This window comes from Candidatus Protochlamydia phocaeensis, assembly GCF_001545115.1.
Lineage (GTDB): Bacteria > Chlamydiota > Chlamydiia > Chlamydiales > Parachlamydiaceae > Protochlamydia_A > Protochlamydia_A phocaeensis.
Map to the genome: position 1 here is coordinate 13,290 of NZ_FCNU01000031.1, position 24,673 is coordinate 37,962.

A 24,673-nucleotide genomic window follows, 5' to 3' on the forward strand; every position below is an offset into this window, starting at 1 on the left:
CGCAGTCCAAAGGGCAAAAAGCCTCAAACTCAGGTTATTAACGTCTCTTATTGGTATAAAAAGCGCTGAGGGTGTATTAAAACCCATAATAATCGACAGTTGAGATTATTTTCTCTTATCGCTTCTTGGAAAAAGAACTCGAATCTAGGTCATCAGCGGTTTTACTCCCCTCTCTCATTCTTTTACGCTTTTTTATTTAGAGGAGAAAGCTTTTTTTGCTCAATATGCGCATTAATTTTATTCCAATCCGGATGCCGGTCCAATAAGGCTAAGATATCTTGTAGGCGAAAACGCGGGTTAAGCGGATAAAGCCGGTCTAAAATAAGTTGGATTAATTCGAAGTCTTCAGGAGTATCCACAGTCCAACGGTAGTGATCCAATGCAGGTGAATGGCTGATATTCTTTAGATGGAAGAGTTCCGGATGGCGATAGATATACGGGGTAACATGCTCTCTCTCCTCCGGCTCTTTGGCTTCTCGATAAGATTTTTCCAATGCTGCGAAAGAGAAAACTTCTACATCTAGCCCTCTGGGATATGTTCTTTCCAATCCATTTGATACATAGTCATAAGTGGGAAAAGCGGCCAAGTAGACAGCGATGATATGATCTAAAATATCAGGATCAATTAACGGACAATCCGCTGTCACTCTTACAATGACGTCTAATTTTCCTTCCTTAGCCGCTTGGTAATAACGGTCTAGAACATCCTCTTCCGAACCTCTAAAATAGGCTAGGCCTTTCTTTTGGCAGAAAGCAACAATGGGCTCATCGCTTGATTCCGTCGTCGTCAAGATCTCAATGCCATGTGGCAAACGCGCTTGCTGCAAACGCTCGATTTGAAAATCTAGAAGGGGCCGGCCCAAGACTTCTTTCATAACTTTTCCAGGCAAGCGAGTCGATCCCATGCGTGCCTGTACGAGAATTTTAATCTTTTTTTCTTCAGTCATGCTTATCCTTAAAGGCTATTAACTTGAGTTTGGAGTTTTTTTACCCTTTCGACTGCGTCAAAACCTCGGCGATGAACAAATGGCAAAAAAAACCCAAACTCAGGTTATTAAGCTTCTTACCAAGCGTTCATCTAATTCATCTAAGCTTTTAATTCGCACCTCGGCCTCGTAGGCCAGTTCTACCTGCGATTGGGCATAAGGTCCTGTGAGAACGCGGATGGTATGAAATCCCAACGGCTTAATTCCAACAAAGTCTTTTTGCGGATTATCCGCCACATAAATAACGTGTGAAGGATCCACGCGCTCAATTTGACAAATCTTTTCAAAGCAATAAGGAGAAGGCTTGGAGCGATGAAGGCCGTGAGCATACGTAAAAAAGCAGCGCCGGACTAAACGGTCTAAGCCCAACGCTAAAAATTTTCTTCTTTGGACAAGCTTGTTACCATCCGTTACAATGTAAAGGGGATGGCCTTGGAATCGCTCCAAGCAAGCCTTAGCTGCGGGATAGAGACTGATGCTAGGTTGGTGCCCTCTATAGACGCTTAGACAGCGTTTGATCAATTGCAGGCTATGAATCCCCTTTTCTTCAAGAAAACGATTGAAAACGCTGTCGCGCTGAACGGCAACCAGGTCGTTCAGATCATGGAAAATATCCTGTGCAGGCATATGAAGAAGCGGACTGAGATAGTCGGCAACAACAGAAAATCCGCTTCGCACAAAGGACATTTCTTCATAAAGAGTATCATCTAAGTCAAATACGATGACCATGGGATAATCCGATCTGTCATATAACGCACTTGGCGCACTTCTCCTTGTCTTCTGATAAAGGGATAATCTTGCAGACTTTGTCCGAGACATTCAACAAAAAACCAAAAGAAGCTATCCAATCCAATTGCAATGCTGACTGTAGAAGCTCCCCCAAAGCGGGGATTGCATTCAATGACATGGAAATCGCCTTGTGCATCCTCGATTAGCTGAAAAATTGCATGTCCATATAAATCTAAATGATCGGCCATTTCTTCACAAAGACGTTCGAGCGCAGGATAAGAGACGGTTGTCGTCACTTGAGACTCTCCTGCCACTACATAGTTACGCTGCCTGGCCACGCACCCTTTCACTCGCCCCTCTTTTGTGCGATAAAGATCTACGCTCCATTCTTCCCCTTCTATATAAGGTTGAAAAATTGGTTCCTTGAGTCCTTTGCTATGGATAATCGCCTCTTCCTTAGGCAAATTTAATCCCAATTGATGCGAACCTGCTCCACGTCTTTCTTTGACAACATAACGGGATGTTTTCAACTCTTCGATCGCTAAACTTGTCGGAATGGCGGGAAAGCGCTGCTTAATGAGAAAGTCGGCAAACCGCTTTTTATCTAAGCATGTTGAAACCGCATCGAATTTTGATACCATGACATGAACGCCTCTCTTTTGCAGAAAGGATAAATGGCGGGCATAGAATTCCAAATCCGCATCACGGGTAGGAATAACGGCTGTAATATAATTTTTTTGAAAATAGGCAATCATTTCTTCTAAATTCATTTCAGACAGAGGCGGGCATTGCCAAAATTCATCCACACCATATTGTCCAATGCAAAAAGGGTGGCTATCGCATCCGTGAATATTTTTAAATTGTCCGATTTTATTGGCAGCATTACGGACAGCTTGAATGAGAGGCATTTTTTTGGAAATGCTAGTAATCATCACGCTTGGATGTTCAGATGATTGAGTGGGAAATCTGAGGCTCTCTTTTTCAAATTCAATCAATTTGGGAATAGCTATTTCTAAGGTATGCGAAGGCTTCCAGCTTGTTAACGCTTCCAAGCGTTGAATATCTGCTTGAGAATTTTCGAATGCAATATCGGACTCAACAGTTTCTATATCTATTTTTGGGAAATGCTGTCGAAGAATATGCAAGACATCTTGAATCGATCGGGCTTGGCCGGATCCTAAATTCACGACTCCACTATAATCAGTCTGTGCAAGCCGAAGTAACCCTTCGGCAACATCATCGGCAAAAATATAATCAAATCGCCCTTCCGGACGATAAACAGTTAGCGTTTCTTCTCTTAAAGCTGCGCGTATCCAACGAGAAATAATATCGCGCGACTGCCTTCCATAGACACGGAAAATCCGTGCAGAAATAAAAGATGTATTCTGCTGCAAAAAATGCCTTAACAGCCGCAGCTCCATTTCATGAAATAATTTAGCCGCTCCGCATATATTGCGCGGATAAATGGGAGACGCTTCTGTCAAAATCGCATTTTTTTCTTGAGGAGAGGAAAACTGATAAAGCTGAGGATCATAAATGAGGTAGCTGGATGCAAAAACGACTTTTTCAAGGGAAGGCGCGTCCTTTAAAATGTGCATTAGGGTATGGCTGAGCTTAACATTATGATGAAAGTTTTCCTCAAAAAAAGGGAAGCTTTCCTCTGAACGCTCAAAAGTGGCGGCCAAATGAAAAAAAATTTCGGGATCAAATGTGAGCAAATCTTGCGGCGAAATGGTATTAAGATCGCCCTGGCGATATTTTACTTTTCCAAACCATGACTTCGGGCAAGGTTTAAGATCGCCGACAAATACATCAGCGCCTTCCCTCAAGAGAAAATCCACAAGCGCCGTTCCGATTACCCCTGCTCCCCCGCTAACAAAGACGCGTTTATTGCGCATTTTTATACTCCCTGGCTAACAATCCATGCATAATGGAATCATACCATCGGTTATGCTTAAAAACATGTTCTCTTAGAGCTCCTTCCCTTTTAAATCCGGCTGTTTCCAAAATATGGATATGGTGCTCGCGAAATGCAAACGTTTCCGCAAAAAGCCGGTGAAAGCCCAATTCATTAAAAGCGATGCCGGCGAGCAAATGAAGAAAGTGCCAATAATCGGCTGCATATGTCTCCTTTTCTTGGGCCCGCTTGGTATTAACCAGAAAAGATACCTCCGCTCGCTTATTTTCCCAGTCTATATTGGTCAATCCTCCATATCCGATGCAAATGCCTGTATGAAGGAAGCTAAATAGAATTTGACGGGGATGAGGTTGGGTAAAGGTCGGCTCAATGACGTGAGTGAAATAGGCAAGCTGATCCTGCTCCGAGATAAGGGCTTTCTGCCTAAGAACATCCATTTGCTCATTTCGCCATTCGCGAATATGCGCTATGTCTTCTTTGCGGATTGCAGTTAGCAAATACCCTTTTTCTTCTCCAAAACATTCCTTTATCAAGCAGACGTATTTCCATTCCATATCAATACAGCTATCTAATATAAAATTTAAATTATCACACAAAACTCTAGCATGCCGGACTGAACAGCGACAAGCTATTTTCTTCGTACCGAATGTATTATTCTGCTAATTTAATTTCGCCAATTTTCACGCTCACAAAAAGGAAGAAAGATGCTTAATTTTTTTCCCATGTTCAATCAAGATTCGCTTCACACTTCCATTCCAAATACATTTCAACTCATTCCTACGCTCATACAAAGGACCTCCATTGCGGCGGTTATCGGTTATTTTTACGGCAGGATATTTGAGTTCAACGCAAGCTTGTCCGCAAAGGTCTTTGCCATTTCTGAACTGGCGCGGTCTGTTCTTTTTTTAGCTATCACCTATCGCCTGCGCAATTATAGGGATTACCAGTACAATAATAGAACGGAACAGCGGCGCTACAAGATCCAAATGTTAGTGGATGTAGCTGGCAGCATGATTGTAGGTAAGGTTCTGCATGAATTGCATTTAATCAATCGCACTGGATTATTAGCCCTGTCCGTCCTGCATGCCTTATATTTTATGGAAAGAGCGGGATTAATCGCTTCGATGGCTGGCCATGCAAGATAGCAATAATCTACATGGCGCTTCCCTTTATGCAGAAAATTAAATTTATTCTTATCGAATTAATTTTCTGCATTCTGCCATCTTACATGCACAATAAAAGGATCTTTCTCGCTTGACAGTTCGAAGCCCAATCGCCGGCAAATCTTGAGCATGCCCTGATTCTCAGACAGAATATGGCCGTCAACAGCCTGAATATTCTCCTGTTTGGCAATATAAAGAAGCTGCTTTAGCATCTTGGTGCCCAATCCTAAATTGTGATAAGCATCGGCAATGATCAATTTAACTTGTGCATAAGGCGTTCCCGGCACGCGCGATAAGCTTCCGACTCCAATGATCTGCTTTTCTCCCTCTTGAGAAATTTCTGCGATAAGGGCCCATTGCCGGTCGTAATCATTAAAGCAAATCCGGACCAAGCGTTCATGGGCTACCCTTTGATCAAGGCTCATGAATTCAAAATAGCGCTGCCTTACACTGTGCTCCGAAAGCTCTCGATGGAAATTTACAATTAAAGGCTCGTCTTCTGGTCGAATGGGACGCAAAATCACCGGTATTCCATTCTTTAATCTCGTTTCAACAATATAGTTCACCGGATAAGGGCGGATAGCCAATTTCGGCAAATTGGCTTCGTCAATCGATGGCTCATGCAATACAATACGCGCGTCCAAGGCTATGATTTCTTTTTCAGAGGCTAAAAGCGGATTGATGTCGCATTCCTTAATGCGCCTATTTTCTACAATCATTTGAGAAAAACGAACTAGAATATCCTCCAGGTGGGATAAATCAATGGCATTCCGGCCCCTTACTCCTAAAAGCGCTTCATAAATATTTGTTTTTTGCATGAGCTGACGGGCCAAATTTTTATTAAGCGGAGGAATAGCAAGCGCCCGGTCCTTAAAGACTTCGACAAGCTGTCCTCCCATTCCAAATAGCAAGACAGGGCCAAACTGCGGATCGGTCGAACTTCCTAAAATCAGTTCATAGCCGGCATGCTTCACCATTCGCTGGACAGTCACGCCTTCAAAGTGTTCCTTTCCGGCTTTTTGGATAACAGCTTGATAAATCTCTTGAAAAGCTCTAGATACCTGTTCATCTGTTTCCAGATTCAATTTTACCCCTCCCACATCCGTTTTATGTGAGATTGTCTGTGAAAACAGCTTTAGCACTACGGGATATCCGATTTGAGCGGCCAGTTCTACGGCCTGATCGGCTTGTTTAGCTATTAGCGTTTTAACAACCGGAATATGGTAAAAATCAAGAATTTGCTTAGACTCAAATTCTGTTAGCAAGGTGCGGTTCTCTTTTTGAACATGATTTAAGACATGCTGAATCTGTTCATATCCAGGCATAAATTGTCCTTCATGCCGGCTTAGCAAAGGCGTCTCATAAAGGCTTTGTAAATTCTTGCTATAGCGCCACATCGTGGCAAATGTTTTGGCTGCATTATCCGGATAATCGAATGTCGGTATTTGGGCCGAATTCAAAATACCGATTCCTTCCCTAACCGATTCGCCCCCCATCCAGCTTGCTAGAAGCGGCTTTTGATTGTTCTGAGAAAACTGCTTAAGAGCCACTGCGGTGCCGGTTGAATCTGTCATATCTTGAGGGGAAAGAATCACGAGAATGCCATCTGTCTGCGCATCGTCAGCCAATACTTCAATTGTTTTAGCATAGCGATCGGCATTAGCATCGCCTAAAATATCAATAGGGTTGCTATGACTCCAGGCAGATGGCAAAAAATGATTAAGCGTCTCGATTGTATCCATACTTAAAGGCGTTAATTCAGCATGGTTCAATACCGTCGCATCTGTTGCGAGAACGGCAGGCCCTCCCGCATTAGTGACAATGGAGAGGTGCGGCCCTTTGGGAAGAGGCTGCTTAGACAAGACAGAAGCGATGTTGAAAAGCTCAGCAATGGTATTCACCCTGAGCACGCCTATTCTTTCAAGGGCAGCGTCAAAAACTTCATCGCTGCCTGCAAGCGAACCTGTATGCGAAGCAGCAGCTTTTGCTGCCGCCTGGCTACGCCCCGCTTTAATCACAATAATGGGCTTTTCCAACGCCACTTCGCGGGCAGCTGTCATAAAAGAGCGAGCATCCCCAATTGTCTCCATATAAAGCAAGAGGCTACGTGTATAGGGGTCGTTACCCAAATAATCGATAAGCGTTCCCCAATTGACATCTGCCATGGATCCGATTGAAACGAAAGCGCTAAATCCCACCCTTTCTTTTAAGCTCCAATCAAGGACTGCTGTACACATTGCTCCGGACTGGCTAATAAAGGCGACGTTGCCAGGTAGGGCCATTCCTTTGGCAAAAGTGGCATTCAATCCATTAATGGGATTCATGACCCCTAAACAGTTAGGGCCAATAATCGATAGCCCGCCTCTTCTTGCATGTGAAAGGATTTCCTCTTCGAGCTTTAAGCCCGGCTCTCCCAGTTCTTTAAAGCCTGCTGAAATGATGATGGCTGTTTTAACATGCACTTCCACGCATTCGGCAATAATTTTGGGAACAGTTTGAGCCGGGGTGACAATGATGGCCAGATCAATGGGCTCAGGGATAGCGGAAACCGAAGGATAAGCCTTTAGGCCTAGCACTTGGTCGCGCTTAGGGTTAACGGGATAAATCCGGCCTTTAAAAGAGGCGGAGAGCAAGTTAGACATAATTGTTCTTCCCACACTGCCTGGATTATCTTTGGCTCCAATAACGGCCACTGTACGCGGATGAAAAAGAGGGTCAAGCCGCTGAGGGTACCGGTCGATGAAGTTTTGGGAAGGATCTGTTCGATTATTAACCGCTTCTATCATAAAATAAACCTCGCAATCCAAAATACTTAATTGCATTAAATCACCATCAAGATTAAAAAAGTACTGGATACGTAAGTAACCCGCAAAATTGGCATTCCAGCAACATAAGATTTAATATGATCTAATTGGGACCACTATGACGACAGGCTTTGCTCTTCCTTCTACTAATTTAACCGAACTCGCCAGGCAAGCTTTGCTGGAGCGCCATTTTTTTCCTGATTTTTCAATAGAAGCGAAAAAAGAACTGGATCGCATCACAGGCCCTGCCCATCCTCAATCTTCTAGCATCAAAGACCTGCGGAATAAACTTTGGTTTTCTCTGGACAATGATGATTCCAAGGATTTGGACCAGCTCACCTACGCAGAATCTTTAGATCAAGGAAAATATAAAGTTTTCATTGCTATTGCTGATGTAGACAGCCTTGTAAAAAAGGATTCGGCGCTAGATAGGCATGCCCAAAACAATACAGTGACGATCTATACTCCAACTAAAAATTTCACGATGCTCCCCGAGAAACTCTCGACTGACTTGACTTCTTTAAATCCAGATGAAGACCGTCTAGCCATTGTTGTAGAAGTCCTTGTCAATCCGGATGGTTCACCCGGCGATTATCAAATTTATTCCGCATTTGTCCATAACTATGCCAAGCTCGCTTATAATAGCGTCTCGGATTGGCTGGATGGCAAAGCCCCTATTCCGGAACGCATTGCTCACGCCCCTAAAATAGAAGAGCAAATCAGGCTTCAAGACAATATTGCCCATCTTTTAAAAAAATATCGTCATGCCCAAGGAGCGCTTACCCTTGAGACTATTGAGTCCTATGCCATCATTAAAAACGGACAAGTAGTCGACGTAAAAATTTTAGAAAAAAACCGGGGACGCAATTTAATTGAAGATTTTATGATAGCCGCTAATGGAGCGGTCGCTCGTTTTTTAAGCCAACATAATCTCCCTTCTTTTAAACGAGTGGTCCGCATTCCCAAGCGATGGGATCGCATTGTTGAAATTGCCAGAGAAAAAGGGGGAAGCTTACCGGATCAGCCGGACGCTAAAGCCCTGGATTTGTTTTTAATCAAGCAGCGCTTGACCGATCCGCTTCATTTTCCGGATCTTTCCTTGACCGTTATTAAATTATTAGGTAAGGGAGAGTATATTATTGAATATCCCGATCAACCGCCAGTGGGACATTTCAGCTTAGCCGTAAAACACTATACTCACTCGACCGCGCCTAATCGCCGTTATCCTGATATCATTTCTCAACGCCTTATTAAATCTATTTTGGAGAACAGCCGGACTGCTTATCAACCTAAAGAACTTGAAAGGTTGGCCAAATTATGCACGGAAAGGGAAGATGATGCGGACAAAATTGAGCGAAGAATGAAAAAATCTGCTGTGATTTTATTATTGGCATCCAAATTAAATGAAACGTTTGATGCTTTAGTAACGGGAAGCGCTGCAAAAGGAACGTGGGTGCGCATTTTTCATCCCATTGTTGAAGGAAAACTCATTCAAGGGTTTGAAAATGTCGACGTCGGTGATACGATTCGCGTCAAACTCGTCCATCTTGATATAGAAAAAGGCTTTATTGATTTTATTAAAGTGTGACATTCGTCCCTAATGATACATCGTTGAATTCACACATTGACTTGCTGGCTCTGCTAAAAGGCCAATTGATGAGTTCCGCTCATCCTGTATTGTAGAGGCCATCTAGCAGTCTTTAAACTAAATTAGACGGGTCTTCTCAAAGGAAGGTCGTTTAAATTCTAATTGCCCATAAATCAAAGGAGATTAGGTAATTATCTTTAATTTTTCAAACAATTTAAAATCATGGAGGGAAAGATGACAACTTTTAACCTATCGGCTTTGAATTCTTCAATACCAAGCGACTCTATAATCCCTCCTAGCAGGAGCAGAGCAGAATCTGCTTGCTCGGATACGCACTCTATAAAGGAAACTGAACCTGAACGAGGCTTTTCTATAAGAGAGATTCCCCATCTCTATGAAAATTGCATGCAAAATTATGTAGAAGCCATTAAAAATTATTGCTGTGGTGTTTTTTCCTTTCCTGAAAAACGCCACCGACGCGTTACCTCTTTTTCCCCCACCTCTTATTATTTAGCTTTCAATGAATACGGGCATTTGATTGCTCTTTCACAGACCGAGAACAATATGCAATTAAAAGACTCTTATGGGGTCTTGCATACCATTCAAGAAACGGACTGGAAAGCAAGCTTTCCTGTTTATGTGAACTATGTCCACTTCGCCGTCCTGGACGGAAAGTATCCAATCGATCCTCGCATTTCTTTTAAGCCACTGAATTCTCCCAACGACGCTCAAATAAGGACTATCAATCAATTGAGCGAAACAATTAATGGTTCTCTTAAAAATCTTTCTCTTCAGGAGGATTTAGATACGCTCGTAGAAAGATCTCTTTGCAATCATTTTGAAGGCAGACACGCAATTAATTTAGTTAGAGGAGAAGAGGCTCCAGAAGATAATCTTTCTGTTAAAAATGGAAAGATTACTCCGGAAGCCAAGGCCTATTTCGTTTTTTTCCGAGAAAAAGAACATAAGGTCATGTCGGATCTCGGGATTTTCATAGAAGCCCCCCGTGAATTCATGGCTTCTCCTTCGAAAGCCTAAATGCAATTTTAGAGCAGGCCTTATCACTTGCAAAATTAAAAGACAAACTTGCTGCGATAAAGCCTGCTCTAAAACAATTGATTCTACTCATTTTAGATAGGTCCGCCCTCTTTTAATACACCTTCTAAAAACAACTGTTAAAAATTTATTTTAAAACACCCAACTTTAATTAACTTTAATTTTTACAAGGAGTAAGAATGCAGGTTTATTCAACTTCTCCCACCCTTCACTATAAAAATGATTTAGCAGGCTTATCTTCCAAAGAAATAAAAAAATGCCGGTCCTTTGATTCCTTTATCAATCTCTCGGATTCCATGAGAAAGAAAAGAGCGCCAAATAGCCCAAGCCCTCTCTTATCAACTAAAATTCGACGTCTTAATGAAGATAGCGAGACGAATTGCGTTGCTGCAGTAAAAATCAAGATCAATCAGCAGGTCTTATTTATTCCATTTGAAATTATTATCTATATTTTAACCTTTGCGGAAGCTAAGCAAGTTCTTGCCATTAGCCTTCTAAGCAAGCAATTTTTCACCCTTTCTGAAATCTCTCTATTATGGAAAGAGTTAACCCTGCGCAAATTTCCTCAGGTTTTTCCTTTTTTAAAGCCTGTCACGAATTGGAAAAATTGTTATAAACAAGAATTTGAAGAACAAATAAACGCCATTTCTATCCTTAGAAAATATCTTTGCTCTTTTTATCCTTTGCACAGAGCGATCAAGCCCGGAAAAATCAGCTATTACTTGGCCTTTAACGATGAAGGGCGAATTTCAGCTATTTCATGCGGGAAAAAAGAAACCTTACAATTACCCGCTCCTCATAATACGTTGAAGACTATACCGGCAGAAGAATGGAAGATCTGTATGCCTGTTTATACGCATTTCATTCATTTGACCAAACTGGACAGCGACTATCCTGTGAATCCTTTTGTTCAGTTTCAAATCATCCAAAAACTTACCCCTCTTCAAGAGAAAAGGATAGCCATGCTTCAGGATCGAATCAATGAATGGATTCAAAATACAGCAGAAGCAGAGGACCTAGATAAACAAGTCGAGGAAACCTTAAAAGACCACTTTATTGAGACAAAATGCCTCGAGCAAGTCCGCGATCCGAACCAATTGCCTACTCCTGAAGAAAAAGCCTATTTCATTTTTTTCCGCGCTTTTATCGGGCGTTTTAAATTCATTCTCTCTTCGGGCATTTTAATCGAGGAAAACAACAGGGAAGCCTCAAGCGCTTAATTCAAATCTAAAAAGACAAGTTTGCTCGGCTTAATAGCCCGAACAACGAGAGCGGAAGTTTGGCTGATGGCTGCGCCATCGCCAGCTTCTAATTCCTCGCCATTTAGGTCAAGTTTGCCCTCCGCCACTTGCAGCCAGCCATAGCGACCTTCCGCTATTTCTTTTTGTAGCTGAACATCTTGGTCCAAATCAGCTAAATAAACCGACACATCTTGATGAATATGCAATGAACCGTCTCTACCGTCATTTGAAATAATCAATCCCCATTGGTTATGCCGGGTCTCAGGAGGAAAATACTTTTCTTGATAACTCGGTTTCAACTTGCGTGTATGAGGGAGAATCCAAATTTGTAAAAAATGGGCATCCGTCTTATCAGAGGCATTATATTCGCTATGTGTGACTCCCTGCCCGGCTGACATCAATTGAATTTTTCCCGGTCGCAAAATGGTTCCATTTCCTATGTCATCTTGATGCGATAAGCCGCCTTCCAAGACTACAGAAAAAATTTCCATGTCTTGATGGGAATGGAGAGGAAAACCCACGCCGGGGCTGATAAAATCCTCATTGAGAACTCTTAAGGATCGAAATCCCATTTGTTCCGCATCGTAGTATTGCCCAAAAGAGAATGTATGAAAAGTCTTAAGCCATCCATGATCAAAAAATCCTCTTTGAGCTGAACGGCGTATACGAATGGGCATGGCTTCATCCTATTAATAAAATTCTTTTAAAATCTCTTTACGTTAAACACTCTTATCATGATACAGCTTTTTTTACAATTAGCTATAAGAAGCTGCTCCAAAACCGCTACTGACCTAGATTAAGAGGATTTTATCCCCAATCGGCCTCCTCTAGGAAGAAAAGAACTCGAATCTAAGTCATCAGGATTTTAAAGAATCTTCTGAGAGACTTATCAAGACCTTATTGCAGATTTATCAATAAATAATTTAACATTTTTATATAGAAAGCCCATATCTACACTCAGATTATTAATAGGACGATAGAGTAATAAGTTTTTAAAATTTAACCAAAGCGCAATATGTCACATCAACCCATTTGCTTAAATAACCGTTCAGGAAAAAGCCATTCCTTGTGGATGGAAGAACTAGAAATCCCTTCCTCCCCTCCTTTAGACCAGAATCGGGTTGCTGATGTATGCGTGATCGGAGGGGGAATCGCCGGCTTAACCTGTGCCTATCTTTTGGCCCAAAAAGGCCAATCGGTCATTGTCTTGGAAAGCGGACCGCTTGCCGGCGGGCAGTCTGTGCGAACGACAGGCCATTTAGCCTGGGCGCTTGACGATCATTTTTACGAATTAGAAAGACTTTTTGGAGAAGAGGGAGCCCAATTAGCGGCTGAAAGCCATTTTCAAGCCATTAAAACAATTGAAAAAATTATTCAAGATGAGCAAATCGACTGCGACTTCGAAAAAGTTGAGGCCTTTTTATTTTGTGCTCCTCAGGATCCTCTAACAATTTTAGACAAAGAGTTTGAGGCTGTCCGAAAAATGGGAATGCCCATTGAACGTTTAGGCCGCGCCCCTTTCTCTCGCTTTGACACGGGCCCCTGCCTGCGCTATGGGGATCAGGCGCAATTTCATGTGTTAAAGTATTTATCCGGACTGGTAAAAGCCATCCAAAAAAAGGGGGGCAAACTCTTTTGCGAAACGCATGTTCAAGATGTGGAAGGAGGCTCTGTTTGCCGCATAAAGACAAACCGCCAACTAGACGTGACGGCCAAAGCCGCCATTATCGCAACCAATACACCTATCAATGATCGCTTTATTATTCACAGCAAACAAGCGCCTTACCGCACTTACGTGATTGCTGCCCGCATACCCAAGGGTTCTGTTTCCAAAGGCCTCTATTATGACACCTCTGATCCTTATCATTATATCCGCATTCAAAAGCATCCTTTCGATCAAACAAGCGATTGGCTCATCATCGGCGGAGAAGACCATAAGACAGGACAAGATGAACATGTCCTCGAGAAATATTCCCTTTTAGAACAATGGTCTAGGGAGCGTTTTCCCCAAATGGGGCCTGTTGAATATCAATGGTCCGGCCAGATCTTTGAGCCTGTCGATAGTTTGGCTTTTATCGGCCGTAATCCCCATGATGAAAATGTTTATATTGTCACCGGAGATTCCGGCAATGGCTTAACGCATAGCACCATTGCAGGCCTCTTGCTAACCGATCTTATTTTAGGACGTTCCAATCCCTGGAAAGATTTATATGACCCTTCCCGTAAGACACTTGCTGCGGTAGATGAATTCGCTAAAGAGAACTTAAACGTCGCCGCACAATATGGAGAATGGATTATGCCCGGGGAAGTCGACTCTTTTCAGCATATCCGTCCCGGAACGGGCGCTGTCATCCGCGAAGGATTAACCAAATATGCCGTCTACCGCGATGAATCAGGCACGTTTCATTGCTATTCGGCTGTTTGCCCGCATTTAGGCTGCTTAGTGCGATGGAACGAAGGGGAAAAGAGCTGGGACTGCCCTTGCCACGGCTCGCGATTTGATACGGATGGCAAAGTTCTCAATGGCCCTGCAATCGACGGGCTATCGCCTATGCCCGAAAGCATCCAGCAAGAAGCTGCTAAAGAATGATCTCATATCACCGGCCTTTAGCCTCTGTTAGCCACGGCTTCATCGTTTTATTCATCCGAATAGCTGAATAAGAAAATAATTCAGAAAAAGGATAAGATGAAATTTTTAAAGTTTTACAAGCCCTAGAAATAAGAACAATATGGCCAGCCTTTCCGAAATTGATAAGCCGTCCCCTTCGCCTCTTTACTTACAAGATGCTTATATTGCTCTCTTAACGCTCTTTCTTATCTGCCTTCATCTGCTTTTGCGCTACGCTTTTACGGTTTCAGACTTTATTCAGTACCTGCCTCTATATGCCGCTCTTATATTGGGAGGTATTCCCATTGTTTTTAGCCTTATGCTTAAATTTATCCAGTTGCAATTCAGCTCGGATCTTTTAGCAGGTTTATCGATTGTAACGGCTGTTTTGCTTGGACAATATCTGGCAGGCGCTCTTGTTGTCTTAATGTTATCGGGAGGCCAAGCGCTAGAGGTCTATGCTGTTCGCCGTGCCTCTTTCTTGCTTGAGGCTTTATCAAAGCGCATGCCTAATATCGCTCATCGCAAATTGAAGGGGATAATCTCATCCGTTGAGATCGACCAAATCCAAATCGGTGATACGTTAGTGGTTTATCCCCATGATATCTGCCCTGTGGATGGCATCGTCGCAGAAGGGCATGGAATCATGGATGAATCTTATTTAACCGGAGAGCCTTTTCTAATCTCTAAAACGCCAGGATCTACGGTCCTTTCCGGTTCCATTAATGGAAATACCTCTTTAACCATAACGGCGACTAAGCAAGCGAAAGACTCCCGTTATGCTAAGATTGTGCAAGTGTTGATTGATTCAGAGCAAAAGAAGCCTCGCATGAGAAGGCTTGCAGATCAGTTAGGCGCCTTTTATACCCCGCTTGCCTTGCTAATAGCCATTGCCGCTTGGCTAGCCAGCGGCGAAGCGATGCGTTTTTTGGCTGTCCTTGTTATAGCAACTCCTTGTCCGCTTTTGATCGCTATCCCAGTCGCCATTATCGGATCTATTTCTTTATGCGCTAAAAATGGGATTGTCATTAAGAATCCCATTATTCTTGAACAAATCGATCAATGCCGCACAATTATTTTTGATAAAACAGGCACTTTGACCTACGGTAAGCCGGCTTTAACAGAAATCTCATGCTTTAATGCCTTTTCCCGCAGCGAGGTTCTCACATTGGCAGCAAGCGTAGAAAATTATTCGAAGCATCCTTTATCCCATGCAATTATTGAAGCGGCAACTCAGGAAAAGCTACCCATAGAAGAAGCGGCGGAGATTAATGAAAATCCGGGAGAAGGACTTAAAGGGATTGTGAACCATCATAAAGTTGTATTGACTAGCCGCTCCCACCTTCTGCGGCAAGGTAAAGCGGATTGGGTGTCCTCATTGCCTACTCAAAGCGGCTTGGAATGTGTTTTATTGATCGATCAGCAATTAGCCGCTCATTTCCGTTTTCATGACAAACCTCGAACAGACACCTATCCTTTCATCAGCCACCTGGCTCCCAAGCATCAAATTGAGAAAATGATGATTGTATCGGGAGACAGGGAACAAGAGGTGCGTTATTTAGCCAACTATATGGGAATTACAGAAGTTTATGCCAGCAAGACGCCTGAAGAAAAAGTTGCCATTGTCGAAACAGAAGCCAAAAGAGCCAAAACCATTTATTTGGGCGATGGAATCAATGATGCCCCTGCTCTATCTGTGGCGACTGTCGGACTTGCTTTCGGACAGAACAGCGACATTACGTCTGAAGCAGCAGATGCCGTCGTCATGGACAATTCAATGGAAAAAGTTGATGAGCTTTTCCATATCAGCCGGCGTATGCGCACCATAGCTCTACAAAGCGCAGTGGGAGGGATTGCCTTATCCCTAATAGGCATGTGCATTGCCGCTTTTGGATGGCTACCGCCTGTTGCGGGAGCCATTGCCCAAGAAATTATTGATGTGTTTGCCGTTCTTAACGCTTTACGGGTCGCTTTTCCGCATAAGAAATTAAGCGATTTTTAAACGTATGGACATCATTTTTTTTACGCCTTTGCGCTAAAGACTGGAAATCATAATAGACTTGATTTCAAGTTTTAGCTTATTCCGGGATAAGGTGATATCCTTTTGGCGGTATTTTAAAGACTTTGCCTTTCACAAAGGTATAAACAGGCCAACCCCTGAGCTTGATATCTATTGTTTGGCCATTAGTAATTTGCTGAACGGCTCGCTCGTGTTCCACGTCCACTAAAACGGCATCTTGGTTATCCAGATTAAATAATTGGTTAATGTTAAAGCGCGTGAGTCCCAGAATTTTTTCTATGGAAATCTTCTTTTCAAAGCTGGCAGTCAAAAGGAGCGGCAATAAAAAAATGGGATCGGAATAACTAAAATTTCCCTCTTCTAATAAGATTCTATCCGAGTGGTTCATCCCTGCAAAAAATCCGCTTCCGATCATTTCAATTGTCCCTCGATTTAACGCTTCCCATACATGCTCGGTTTGAGAAGATTTATTTAAAAATAAATGACGAGGGGTTGTTTCGGCATAGATCAGCAACGATCGCTCCCGGGCTTGCTGGATCAACTCTATCTCTTCTCTAGTCGCAACATTTAAAACATATAAGCGGGTATTATTTTGCTCAGTATAAAAAATTGCCTTCTCCAAGAGAGACTCTTCTTTTTTTCGCAATTTTTGCCAAGAATCTTCATCCTGGGTATTTACAATGACAGGAAGATCTTCCCAGGCCGCCAATTGAAAAGCCCTTTCCCAAAACTTTTCATCATCCCATTGCTCGCGATGGACGGGATCAATAAGGATTGCAAGACCGCGGATCAATTTTTTAGCTAGGCCCAATTCTTCCAAATGGTCAGGATGAGCCGTCGCATAAAGATTATAATGCAAAGGAATATCCCAATCAGATAAGTGCTTATGGACGATTTGCTTATGCTCTTCAATGCCGACTTTTGAATAGCAAGACTGATCAAGCCGCGGAATATCGATCAGGGTTGTCACGCCTCCCCTAATGGCCGATTCAATGCCTATTTTCCAGTCTTCCCTAGTTGTAGGGCCTAAGCTAATATGAGAATCGATCAATCCTGGCAAGAACAAAAGCTGGCCTTTTGCATCAATGCTATAATCTTTAGAAGAAGGCAGAGTAAAATCTCTTTGCTCGCCTGCCAATGTTTTTGCGTTTTTTATCGTAATCATTGCATTCCTTTGCGATTCACATTGAATTTTAAATTTATCTATTTTCTATAAGGACTTTTAAAGCCCGCTCTTGATTCGCTTTCTCAAATATCGCATACGCTTTTAAAATTTCATTTAACATAAAATGATGAGTGATCAATCCGGACAGCTTAAGCTTTCCAGTCATAAACATTTTTAATAATAAAGGGATAGAATACGTATCGACTAAGTTTGTCGTTAAAGTGATATTTTGATCCCATAATTTTTCTAAGTGCAGGCTGACGCTTCTTCCATGCACGCCAATATTGGCAATTGTCCCGCCAACAGCAATAATGGATTGGCAGACCTCAAAGCTTTCGGGCAAACCGACTGCTTCGATTGCCACCTCTACCCCTTTTCGCTCTGTCAGCCTCATGATACCGTCCACCACCTGCTCATTAGCCAAAATGGTATGAGTGGCCCCTAGCCGCTTGGCGACTTCTAAGCGACTTTCCTCTTTATCGATCACAATAAGCATAGAAGGTGAATAGAATTGGGCAGTTAAAAGAGTGGCTAAGCCGATAGGTCCGGCTCCAATGATGGCAACAACGTCTCCAAGATTGATTTTTCCTTTTAAAACGCCTGTTTCAAATCCTGTTGGCAGAACATCGCTAAAGAGAACGAGCGCCTCTTCTTCTGCTCCTGGAGGAGTAGGGTGGAGGCTCGTATCTGCAAAAGGAATGCGCACATATTCGGCCTGCGTCCCATCTATTTTATTTCCCAGTAGCCATCCCCCTTGTTCACAGTGGGAATACATTTGTTTTTTGCAAAATGCACAGCGCCCGCAAGAAGTAATGCAAGAAATCAAGACTTTATCGCCTGCCTTGAAGTTATTTACCCCTTTCCCGACCTCTTCAATTACTCCTATTCCTTCATGTCCTAAGACACGGCCGCTTTCCACAGATGGCACATCTCCTCTTTTAATATGGAGATCGGTTCCGCAAATGGTTGTTTTAACAATTTTGACAATGCAATCGGTCGGATGCTTTAAGACAGGCTTAGGGACATCTTCTAAGCTGATGTGATTTATCCCTTTATACACCAATGCCTTCATGCACTTAGCCCTTATTTATTCTTTGCTTGGCCGTTAAATTTTTCAGATTAGGAAAATTTTTCTAATAATTCAAGTTTAAATTATAATTATTTTATAGGGAAAACGTATCTATACCATTCTAGATCAATTCATTTAAGGAGTTTTTCATGGAAAGCTATCACATTCCTTCCCTGTCCCGTTTTTTAGCATGGTCGGCTAAAATGGCCGGCAAGCCCATCTCTTTTGTGATCGCTCTTTTTTTATTGTTTCTTTGGACCGTTATTGGATTTATCTGGGGATTTTCAGACTCGTGGCTTTTGACGATCGATACAATTGCTACGATTAATGCCTCTCTCATGGTCTTTATTATTCAAAACACTCAGAATCGAGAAAGCAAGGCTTTGCACTTAAAAATAGACGAGTTAATTAGAAGTAATAAAGAAGCGGAAAACGCCTTAATCGCAATAGAAGAGAGAGAAGAAAAAGAACTGGAAGCGATTAAAAAAGAATTATTAAATAAAATTCAGGAAAAACCACAAAAAATTAAAATTAAAGAGAATGGGATCTAGCCAAAACCTTAGGCTTATCCCTTTCTATTCTTTTGCGATTTGATAGATTGTTTCTTTGCTGTTCAATTTTATTTTTGCTTCAAAGTCAATATAAGAGGCGCTTCTCCCTCGCAAGAAAGCGTATAGTCTGTATCCGTTTCAAGAACAAGATGACCGGATGATTTAAATGAACCGCTAGATCCTTGAAAGAAAGACTTTTTAAATTCCCATTCCATCCATAAATTTGCCGTCCCTTCCCAGTCCTCTCGATTTCCTTTTATTTCAACAGAATAACGCAAAGGCCCCTTATTGACAAATTCAGCGGGAGGATTTAGAAACACTCTCGACTCCTTAAGGGATCTCGGTTCTGGCCCAGAAACTAACCCCAAATGAAAAGCCTGCTTATCTTTTTTATAGTTTAGCCTATACTTGTTTGAACCATGTTCAAAAATAAGCGCAGGTATAAATCCACACTGCAGTTTATTCATGTTTTCTGCTGTTAAAGACACAGGAGAAGGACCTTTTATCTCCATAAAAAACTTAGTTTGATTGCTTTCTTCCGCTGTTAATTGAAAAGCTTCCCGCTTAAGAGGCTTTAAGACGTCCTTCCATTGCCTATAAGAAATAAGGGAATGCTGCGGCTCTTGAAGCAACGGATAGTTAAAAATCGTTCTAAATATATTTGAAATCGATAAACAAAAACGAGCAAAAGACGAGCGCTTATTCTCAATTTGAAACACTCTTTTTACGCTTTCCAAATTGGAGAGTAAATTTTGATAACCTGTGTTTCCTTCTCGATGCAATTCTTCGATCAATTTTCTAGCCATTTCAGAGTTGGGTTTCTTTATTTCATCGAAAATTTCATTTAATTTTTGACTGATGGCAAATAAATCGGAATCCGGCTTGAAAAGGAAAAAAGCTCTAATTCGACTAAACAGAGAAGAGTCTGGCCGGGAAGATAACACTAAATCAACCATCTCATTTTCAATAAATGGCTTTACTTCATTTAAAAAAAAGTTTTGTTGATAAAAATTGGAAGAAAAAATAGTTGTCATAATAATTTCAAGTATTAATTTAATACTAAAATTATACTCCAAATAAATAATTAACATCAATCATTTTGCCATCATTTAAGATTATTTTCTTTTTAAGAATAATCAAGAGTTTTTTTAAAAATAGCTAATGGCTTATATTGAAGATTAGTCTGAATCTAGGTCATTATGAATCAGACGCACGTTGCTAACCATTTATGGGAAAAACTCTATGTCAAATCTAGACTGCTCAATTTGCATACAGTCCTTGCCTGCCTATCCTCAAATAGCCGACTATCAAGCAGATAAAACCGTAAAAGTTCTTATCTGCACGCATATTTTTCATCGCTCCTGTATAAAAGAATGGTTTGATGCGCAGGCTTATAAAAATCAATTGCCTACTTGTCCCAATTGTCGGCAAGTGATAGTGAAAAAAAATCAAAACCAAGGCTGCCCTTCTTTAGACGAGATGATTTCTCATGTATGTGAAAGCATTCTGGGATGTATGAGAATCCCCGTCCTTTTCAACTGTTTTTCTAGCAATCAACTGCCAAGTCCAAGCTTGGGAAGCGCCATACAAGGGTTTTCTCTATCAACTAGACATCATTCTTTTTCTGTCGAGCCTGATTACGGAAATGCCTATGGAGATGGCATGCGCATGCGAGTCTGAAAGGATTTCTTAAAACCGCTAATGACCGGACAACTCTGATAATTTCTACACCCTATAATTTTAAAGAAAACTATTTATTTTATAAGATAGTTGATGTTATAATAAATCAAATCTCAACAATTATTTATTATTTTTTTATTTATATGACGTTACTTCTTAGTTGCCAAGGAATCAGCAAATCATTTGGATCGCGCCTCTTATTCAAAGACATTAGCTTTGGCATTTTTCGCGGGGATAAAATTGGGTTAATCGGGCCAAATGGATCCGGAAAATCCACTTTTTTAAAAATTTTATCCCATTTAGAGAATCCGGACGAAGGCCATATCGCCCGCAATCGATCATTGCGTATCGGGTATATTCCCCAAGAAACAGTATTTCCCGAAAAAAGTGTGCAAGATATTGTCGAAGAGGCTTTAACCGAAGAGCATCTGTTAAGCCGCGAGGAAAAGCGCATTCAAGCCATCATTACATTGAGCAAGCTTGGATTCGAAGATCCGACAAGATTGGCTTCCACCCTTTCCGGGGGATGGAAAAAACGCCTAGCGCTAGCCGCCGAACTCGTCCGCTCGCCGGATATTTTACTTTTGGATGAACCGACTAACCATTTAGACCTTGAAGGGGTCTTGTGGCTAGAAGAGTTTTTAAAGCAGGCTTCATTTGCTTATATTGTCATCAGCCACGACCGCTATTTCTTAGAGCATATTACAACGCGCATGATGGAATTAAATAAAAGCTATCCAAAAGGATTATTCAGCGTTGAAGGGTCCTATAGTGCTTTTTTAGAAAAGCGCGAAGAATTTCTCAGCGGCCAGCTTCAGCAGGAGCGTTCATTAGCCTCCAAAGTGAGACGGGAAGTTGAATGGCTCAAGCAAAATCCCAAGGCACGTACCACTAAATCGCAGTCTCGTATTCAGGAAGCCAATAGGCTTATTCAAGAGTTGGATGACATCCAAACCCGTAATAAAGACAGCAAAAGCCAAATTGATTTTTCTTCTACGAAAAGGGATACGCAAAAACTGTTGGTAGCGACCAATTTGACCAAATCCATGGGAGAGCGTCAGCTTTTTGCCGGAGTAAATCTGACCTTATCTCCGGGACTGCGCTTAGGCATCGTTGGATTGAATGGAAGCGGCAAAACAACCCTCTTGCGTTTGCTAAAAGGAGAACTTGCCCCCGACAAGGGAACTATTAAGTACGCCGATGGAATTAAAATTGTCTATTTCGATCAACATCGCGCCCAATTGCCTCCCGATACCTCCCTTAGACGCTCTTTAGCGCCTGATGGAGAAACAGTCACTTACCGCGGCCAATCCATTCACGTCAACTCCTGGTGTAAACGCTTCCTTTTTAGCCCAGATCGTCTCGATCTTCCCTTTGGCCAGCTTTCAGGGGGAGAAAAAGCACGCGTACACATCGCCCGTTTGATGCTCCAGCCTGCCGATATCCTATTATTGGATGAACCGACGAATGATTTAGATATCCCTACGCTCGAGCTTTTAGAAGACAGCTTAATGGATTTTCCAGGAGCCATTGTCCTAATTTCCCACGATCGCTATTTATTAGATCAAATCTCGACAGTTATTCTCGGTCTCGGCACGCAGAGCGATACAACTTTGTTCGCCGATTACCGGCAATGGGAACAATTTCAAGCTCAGCAAAAAGAACGATTGTCCGATCTCTCCGCTAAAGAAAAAGACTCTGCAAAAACGCTTTCTCCTCCTTCTCCAAACCGTACGGAGAATCGAGCAAAGAAAATGACCTATTCTGAAAAAAGAGAGTGGGAACAAATTGAAAGTAAAATTTTGCAAGTCGAACAAGAAATTGAACAATTAGAGAAAAAGATTCAAGATCCCCTAATTGCAGGACAACCTGAACAGCTTCAACAAGCGTGTCAGACGTTGGATGAAAAGCATACAGCCCTTGAAGCTCTTTTTCATCGATGGGAAGAACTTGAATCGAAAAATGCGCCCGTTTAATTCATTCAAGATTATTTTAGCTGTTAAAACTCAAATTTGAAAGGCATAGAGCAAAAAAAGGCTGGCTAGACTAAAGAGGCTAAGCGACTAGCAGATGAGGTTGGCTTCCTTCTTTTTCAAGAACCACTCTTAACGGTTTTAACGCTCTCTAAGAAAAAATTTTGAATCCAGGCCATTAGGAATTCAATGATAATCTCTAAAAAAAATCCCTCTTAAATAAATTATTTAATGATTTAAATATAATCAATCATTATAATAAACAAATTAACCATGAAATTAATTGATTCAATAGTAGAGTGCTTTTAATAACTTGGGCTACTAGCTTTCTTTTTTTGTCTTGATTGCGGTAAGCGGGTGTTAAATCCCTTATCATGGCTGGTATTTGAAATGATTTTCTCCTTGGGGAAAAGAACTCAAATCCAGATTATTAGCGGTTTTAATTTCCCTCTAAGAAAGCCCGCAATGCCCAGTTTGACCGATTATTAAATCTTTCATTAATCCAGGAATGTATGACATTGCCAGACTCACAAATGATTTCGGAAGCCTGCCAGAAACGGCGTACTTTTGCCATTATTAGCCACCCCGATGCCGGAAAAACGACTTTGACAGAAAAACTTCTCCTTTACTCGGGTATGATTCATACAGCAGGAATGGTGCGCGGTCGCAAGGGCAGAAAGGCTGCAGCTTCGGATTGGATGGCGATGGAACAGGAGCGAGGCATTTCCATTACAGCTTCCGCTATGCAATTTACTTATAAAGATGCCATCATTAATGTGTTGGACACTCCCGGTCACGAAGACTTTTCCGAAGACACCTATCGCACTTTAACAGCTGCCGATTGCGCAATTATGGTGATTGATGCTGCCAAAGGGGTGGAAAGGCAAACGCGTAAGCTTTTTGAAGTCTGCCGTCTGCGCAAAATTCCGGTTTTAACATTTATCAATAAAATGGATATGCCGGGCCGCGATCCCCTCGATCTCATGCAAGAAGTGGAAAATGTCTTGCAAATTCACTCTTGTGCGCTGAATTGGCCGATTGGAACCGGAAAGGATTTTTGCGGTGTTGTGGACATGGCCTCGGAAGAATGCTTATTTTTTACAAAGACTTCACCCGGCGGATCCCAAAAGGCTGCCATTACTCGTCTGCCGCTACATGATCCTGAAGTTAAAAACCGTTTAGGAGAAGAGCCATTTCAAACGCTCTTACAAGAACTGGAGCTTTTAGGCCTAGCCGGCAATCCTTTCTCTCAAGAGAAATTCTTGGCTGGAGAAGTCACCCCCGTCTTTTTTGCTTCCGCCTTGACGAATTTCGGTGTGGAACCCTTTTTCGATGCCTTTATCCATTTAGCCCCTTCTCCTCATAAGCGGTTAGCGCACAATGATAAGGGAGAAGATATTGAAATTGATCCTGTTAATACCCCCTTCAGCGCGTATGTATTTAAACTGCAGGCAAACATGGATAAACGGCACCGCGATAGCATGGCCTTTTTATGCATTTGCTCAGGTAAATTCGAGCGTGATTTAGTCGTCAAGCACCACCGTTTAGGACGTGAGGTGCGTTTATCCCGCCCTCATGGCATGGTAGCTGGCGAGCGAACGACACTAGATGTCGCCTATGCAGGCGATATTATTGGTGTGATCAACCCGGGCGTATTCGCCATCGGAGATACGATTTCCCTGACGGGAGGCTTTAATTTTAAACCCCTGCCTCAATTTCAGCCCGAAATTTTCGCTCGCGTTCAACCTAAAGATGTCGGCAAACGTAAATCCTTTGATAAAGGAGTCTTGCAATTGACCGATGAAGGGGCTATTCAACTATTATATCCTTATGATTTAGGCGGAGATTTGATTTTTGCAGCTGTGGGACAGCTCCAATTTGAAGTGATGCAATACCGTTTAAAAGATGAATATGGAGTGGATACGCTCCTCTCTCCCTTGCCTTATCAATGCAGTGCTTGGTTGATTGGCGATTTGCAGACTTTTAAGAAAACAACAACAGCTTTGATTGTTCAAGACCGATTGAATCGTCCAATCGTCCTATTTGGCGAACAATGGGAAAAGCAATATGCCATTAAGCAAAATCCTGAGCATCAATTAGTGGATATTCTTTCTTAGGTTTA

General features: G+C 42.1%; 19 protein-coding genes. 10 read left to right on the forward strand and 9 right to left on the reverse strand.

What is annotated here, in order from left to right; genetic code table 11:
- Window positions 1–182: 182 nt before the first annotated feature.
- The 4 genes from BN3769_RS11775 to BN3769_RS11790 form a co-directional block, all read right to left on the reverse strand.
- Window positions 183–947 (reverse strand): cytidylyltransferase domain-containing protein, encoded by a 765-nt coding sequence (locus tag BN3769_RS11775; RefSeq protein WP_068470838.1) that lies wholly within the window; start codon window positions 945–947, stop codon window positions 183–185.
- 99 nt (window positions 948–1,046) lie between these two features.
- Window positions 1,047–1,715, reverse strand: coding sequence for an HAD family hydrolase (locus BN3769_RS11780; RefSeq protein ID WP_068470840.1), 669 nt, complete (start codon window positions 1,713–1,715; stop codon window positions 1,047–1,049).
- Window positions 1,694–3,613, reverse strand: a complete 1,920-nt coding sequence (locus BN3769_RS14530) for an NAD-dependent epimerase/dehydratase family protein (RefSeq protein WP_079989547.1) — start codon at window positions 3,611–3,613, stop codon at window positions 1,694–1,696. Before BN3769_RS14530 ends, BN3769_RS11780 begins: the two co-directional genes overlap by 22 nt.
- Window positions 3,603–4,187, reverse strand: coding sequence for a GNAT family N-acetyltransferase (locus BN3769_RS11790; RefSeq protein WP_068470842.1), 585 nt, complete (start codon window positions 4,185–4,187; stop codon window positions 3,603–3,605). Before BN3769_RS11790 ends, BN3769_RS14530 begins: the two co-directional genes overlap by 11 nt.
- A gap of 150 nt (window positions 4,188–4,337) precedes the next feature.
- Between BN3769_RS11790 and BN3769_RS11795 the strand changes: the two genes are divergently transcribed.
- On the forward strand, window positions 4,338–4,778 hold the full coding sequence (locus tag BN3769_RS11795) for a hypothetical protein (protein ID WP_068470844.1): 441 nt from the start codon (window positions 4,338–4,340) through the stop codon (window positions 4,776–4,778).
- A gap of 56 nt (window positions 4,779–4,834) precedes the next feature.
- Here the strand turns inward: BN3769_RS11795 and BN3769_RS11800 are convergent, their stop codons facing one another.
- A complete protein-coding gene (locus BN3769_RS11800) occupies window positions 4,835–7,582 on the reverse strand; it encodes a bifunctional acetate--CoA ligase family protein/GNAT family N-acetyltransferase (protein ID WP_068471102.1) in 2,748 nt (915 codons plus the stop codon).
- A 136-nt stretch (window positions 7,583–7,718) separates the two neighbouring features.
- On the opposite strand from BN3769_RS11800, the gene BN3769_RS11805 reads away from it, so the two are divergent.
- The 3 genes from BN3769_RS11805 (at window position 7,719) to BN3769_RS11815 (ending at window position 11,464) form a co-directional block, all read left to right on the forward strand.
- On the forward strand, window positions 7,719–9,188 hold the full coding sequence (locus tag BN3769_RS11805) for an RNB domain-containing ribonuclease (protein ID WP_068470845.1): 1,470 nt from the start codon (window positions 7,719–7,721) through the stop codon (window positions 9,186–9,188).
- A 234-nt stretch (window positions 9,189–9,422) separates the two neighbouring features.
- A complete protein-coding gene (locus BN3769_RS11810) occupies window positions 9,423–10,226 on the forward strand; it encodes a hypothetical protein (RefSeq protein WP_068470847.1) in 804 nt (267 codons plus the stop codon).
- A gap of 197 nt (window positions 10,227–10,423) precedes the next feature.
- The gene (locus BN3769_RS11815; RefSeq protein ID WP_068470849.1) at window positions 10,424–11,464 is read left to right on the forward strand and encodes an F-box protein; all 1,041 of its coding nucleotides are present in this window, start codon (window positions 10,424–10,426) and stop codon (window positions 11,462–11,464) included.
- Here the strand turns inward: BN3769_RS11815 and BN3769_RS11820 are convergent.
- Window positions 11,461–12,162: a pirin family protein gene (locus BN3769_RS11820; protein WP_068470851.1), complete on the reverse strand. Its 702-nt coding sequence runs from the start codon at window positions 12,160–12,162 to the stop codon at window positions 11,461–11,463. The two genes, BN3769_RS11815 and BN3769_RS11820, sit on opposite strands and share 4 nt — an antisense overlap.
- 338 nt (window positions 12,163–12,500) lie before the next feature.
- Between BN3769_RS11820 and BN3769_RS11825 the strand changes: the two genes are divergently transcribed.
- A complete protein-coding gene (locus BN3769_RS11825) occupies window positions 12,501–14,075 on the forward strand; it encodes an FAD-dependent oxidoreductase (protein WP_068470853.1) in 1,575 nt (524 codons plus the stop codon).
- A gap of 139 nt (window positions 14,076–14,214) precedes the next feature.
- A complete protein-coding gene (locus tag BN3769_RS11830) occupies window positions 14,215–16,095 on the forward strand; it encodes a heavy metal translocating P-type ATPase (RefSeq protein WP_068470855.1) in 1,881 nt (626 codons plus the stop codon).
- A 76-nt stretch (window positions 16,096–16,171) separates the two neighbouring features.
- Here the strand turns inward: BN3769_RS11830 and BN3769_RS11835 are convergent, their stop codons facing one another.
- Window positions 16,172–17,278, reverse strand: a complete 1,107-nt coding sequence (locus tag BN3769_RS11835; RefSeq protein ID WP_068470857.1) for a dihydroorotase — start codon at window positions 17,276–17,278, stop codon at window positions 16,172–16,174.
- A 34-nt stretch (window positions 17,279–17,312) separates the two neighbouring features.
- A complete protein-coding gene (locus tag BN3769_RS11840; protein WP_068470858.1) occupies window positions 17,313–18,350 on the reverse strand; it encodes a zinc-dependent alcohol dehydrogenase family protein in 1,038 nt (345 codons plus the stop codon).
- Between the two features lie 146 nt (window positions 18,351–18,496).
- Between BN3769_RS11840 and BN3769_RS11845 the strand changes: the two genes are divergently transcribed.
- Window positions 18,497–18,898, forward strand: a complete 402-nt coding sequence (locus tag BN3769_RS11845; protein ID WP_068470859.1) for a low affinity iron permease family protein — start codon at window positions 18,497–18,499, stop codon at window positions 18,896–18,898.
- Between the two features lie 68 nt (window positions 18,899–18,966).
- Here BN3769_RS11845 and BN3769_RS11850 read toward each other — a convergent pair whose 3' ends face one another.
- The gene (locus BN3769_RS11850) at window positions 18,967–19,932 is read right to left on the reverse strand and encodes a hypothetical protein (RefSeq protein WP_154017906.1); all 966 of its coding nucleotides are present in this window, start codon (window positions 19,930–19,932) and stop codon (window positions 18,967–18,969) included.
- Window positions 19,933–20,140: 208 nt separating this feature from the next.
- Between BN3769_RS11850 and BN3769_RS11855 the strand changes: the two genes are divergently transcribed.
- The 3 genes from BN3769_RS11855 (at window position 20,141) to BN3769_RS11865 (ending at window position 24,668) form a co-directional block, all read left to right on the forward strand.
- Window positions 20,141–20,578 carry an RING finger domain-containing protein gene (locus BN3769_RS11855; protein ID WP_068470863.1) on the forward strand — a complete coding sequence of 146 codons (438 nt, stop codon included), beginning with the start codon at window positions 20,141–20,143 and terminating at the stop codon, window positions 20,576–20,578.
- Between the two features lie 143 nt (window positions 20,579–20,721).
- Complete coding sequence (gene abc-f, locus BN3769_RS11860) at window positions 20,722–22,554, forward strand: ribosomal protection-like ABC-F family protein (RefSeq protein ID WP_068470865.1); 1,833 nt, start codon at window positions 20,722–20,724, stop codon at window positions 22,552–22,554.
- A gap of 509 nt (window positions 22,555–23,063) precedes the next feature.
- Complete coding sequence (locus BN3769_RS11865) at window positions 23,064–24,668, forward strand: peptide chain release factor 3 (RefSeq protein WP_068470867.1); 1,605 nt, start codon at window positions 23,064–23,066, stop codon at window positions 24,666–24,668.
- Window positions 24,669–24,673 lie beyond the last annotated feature (5 nt).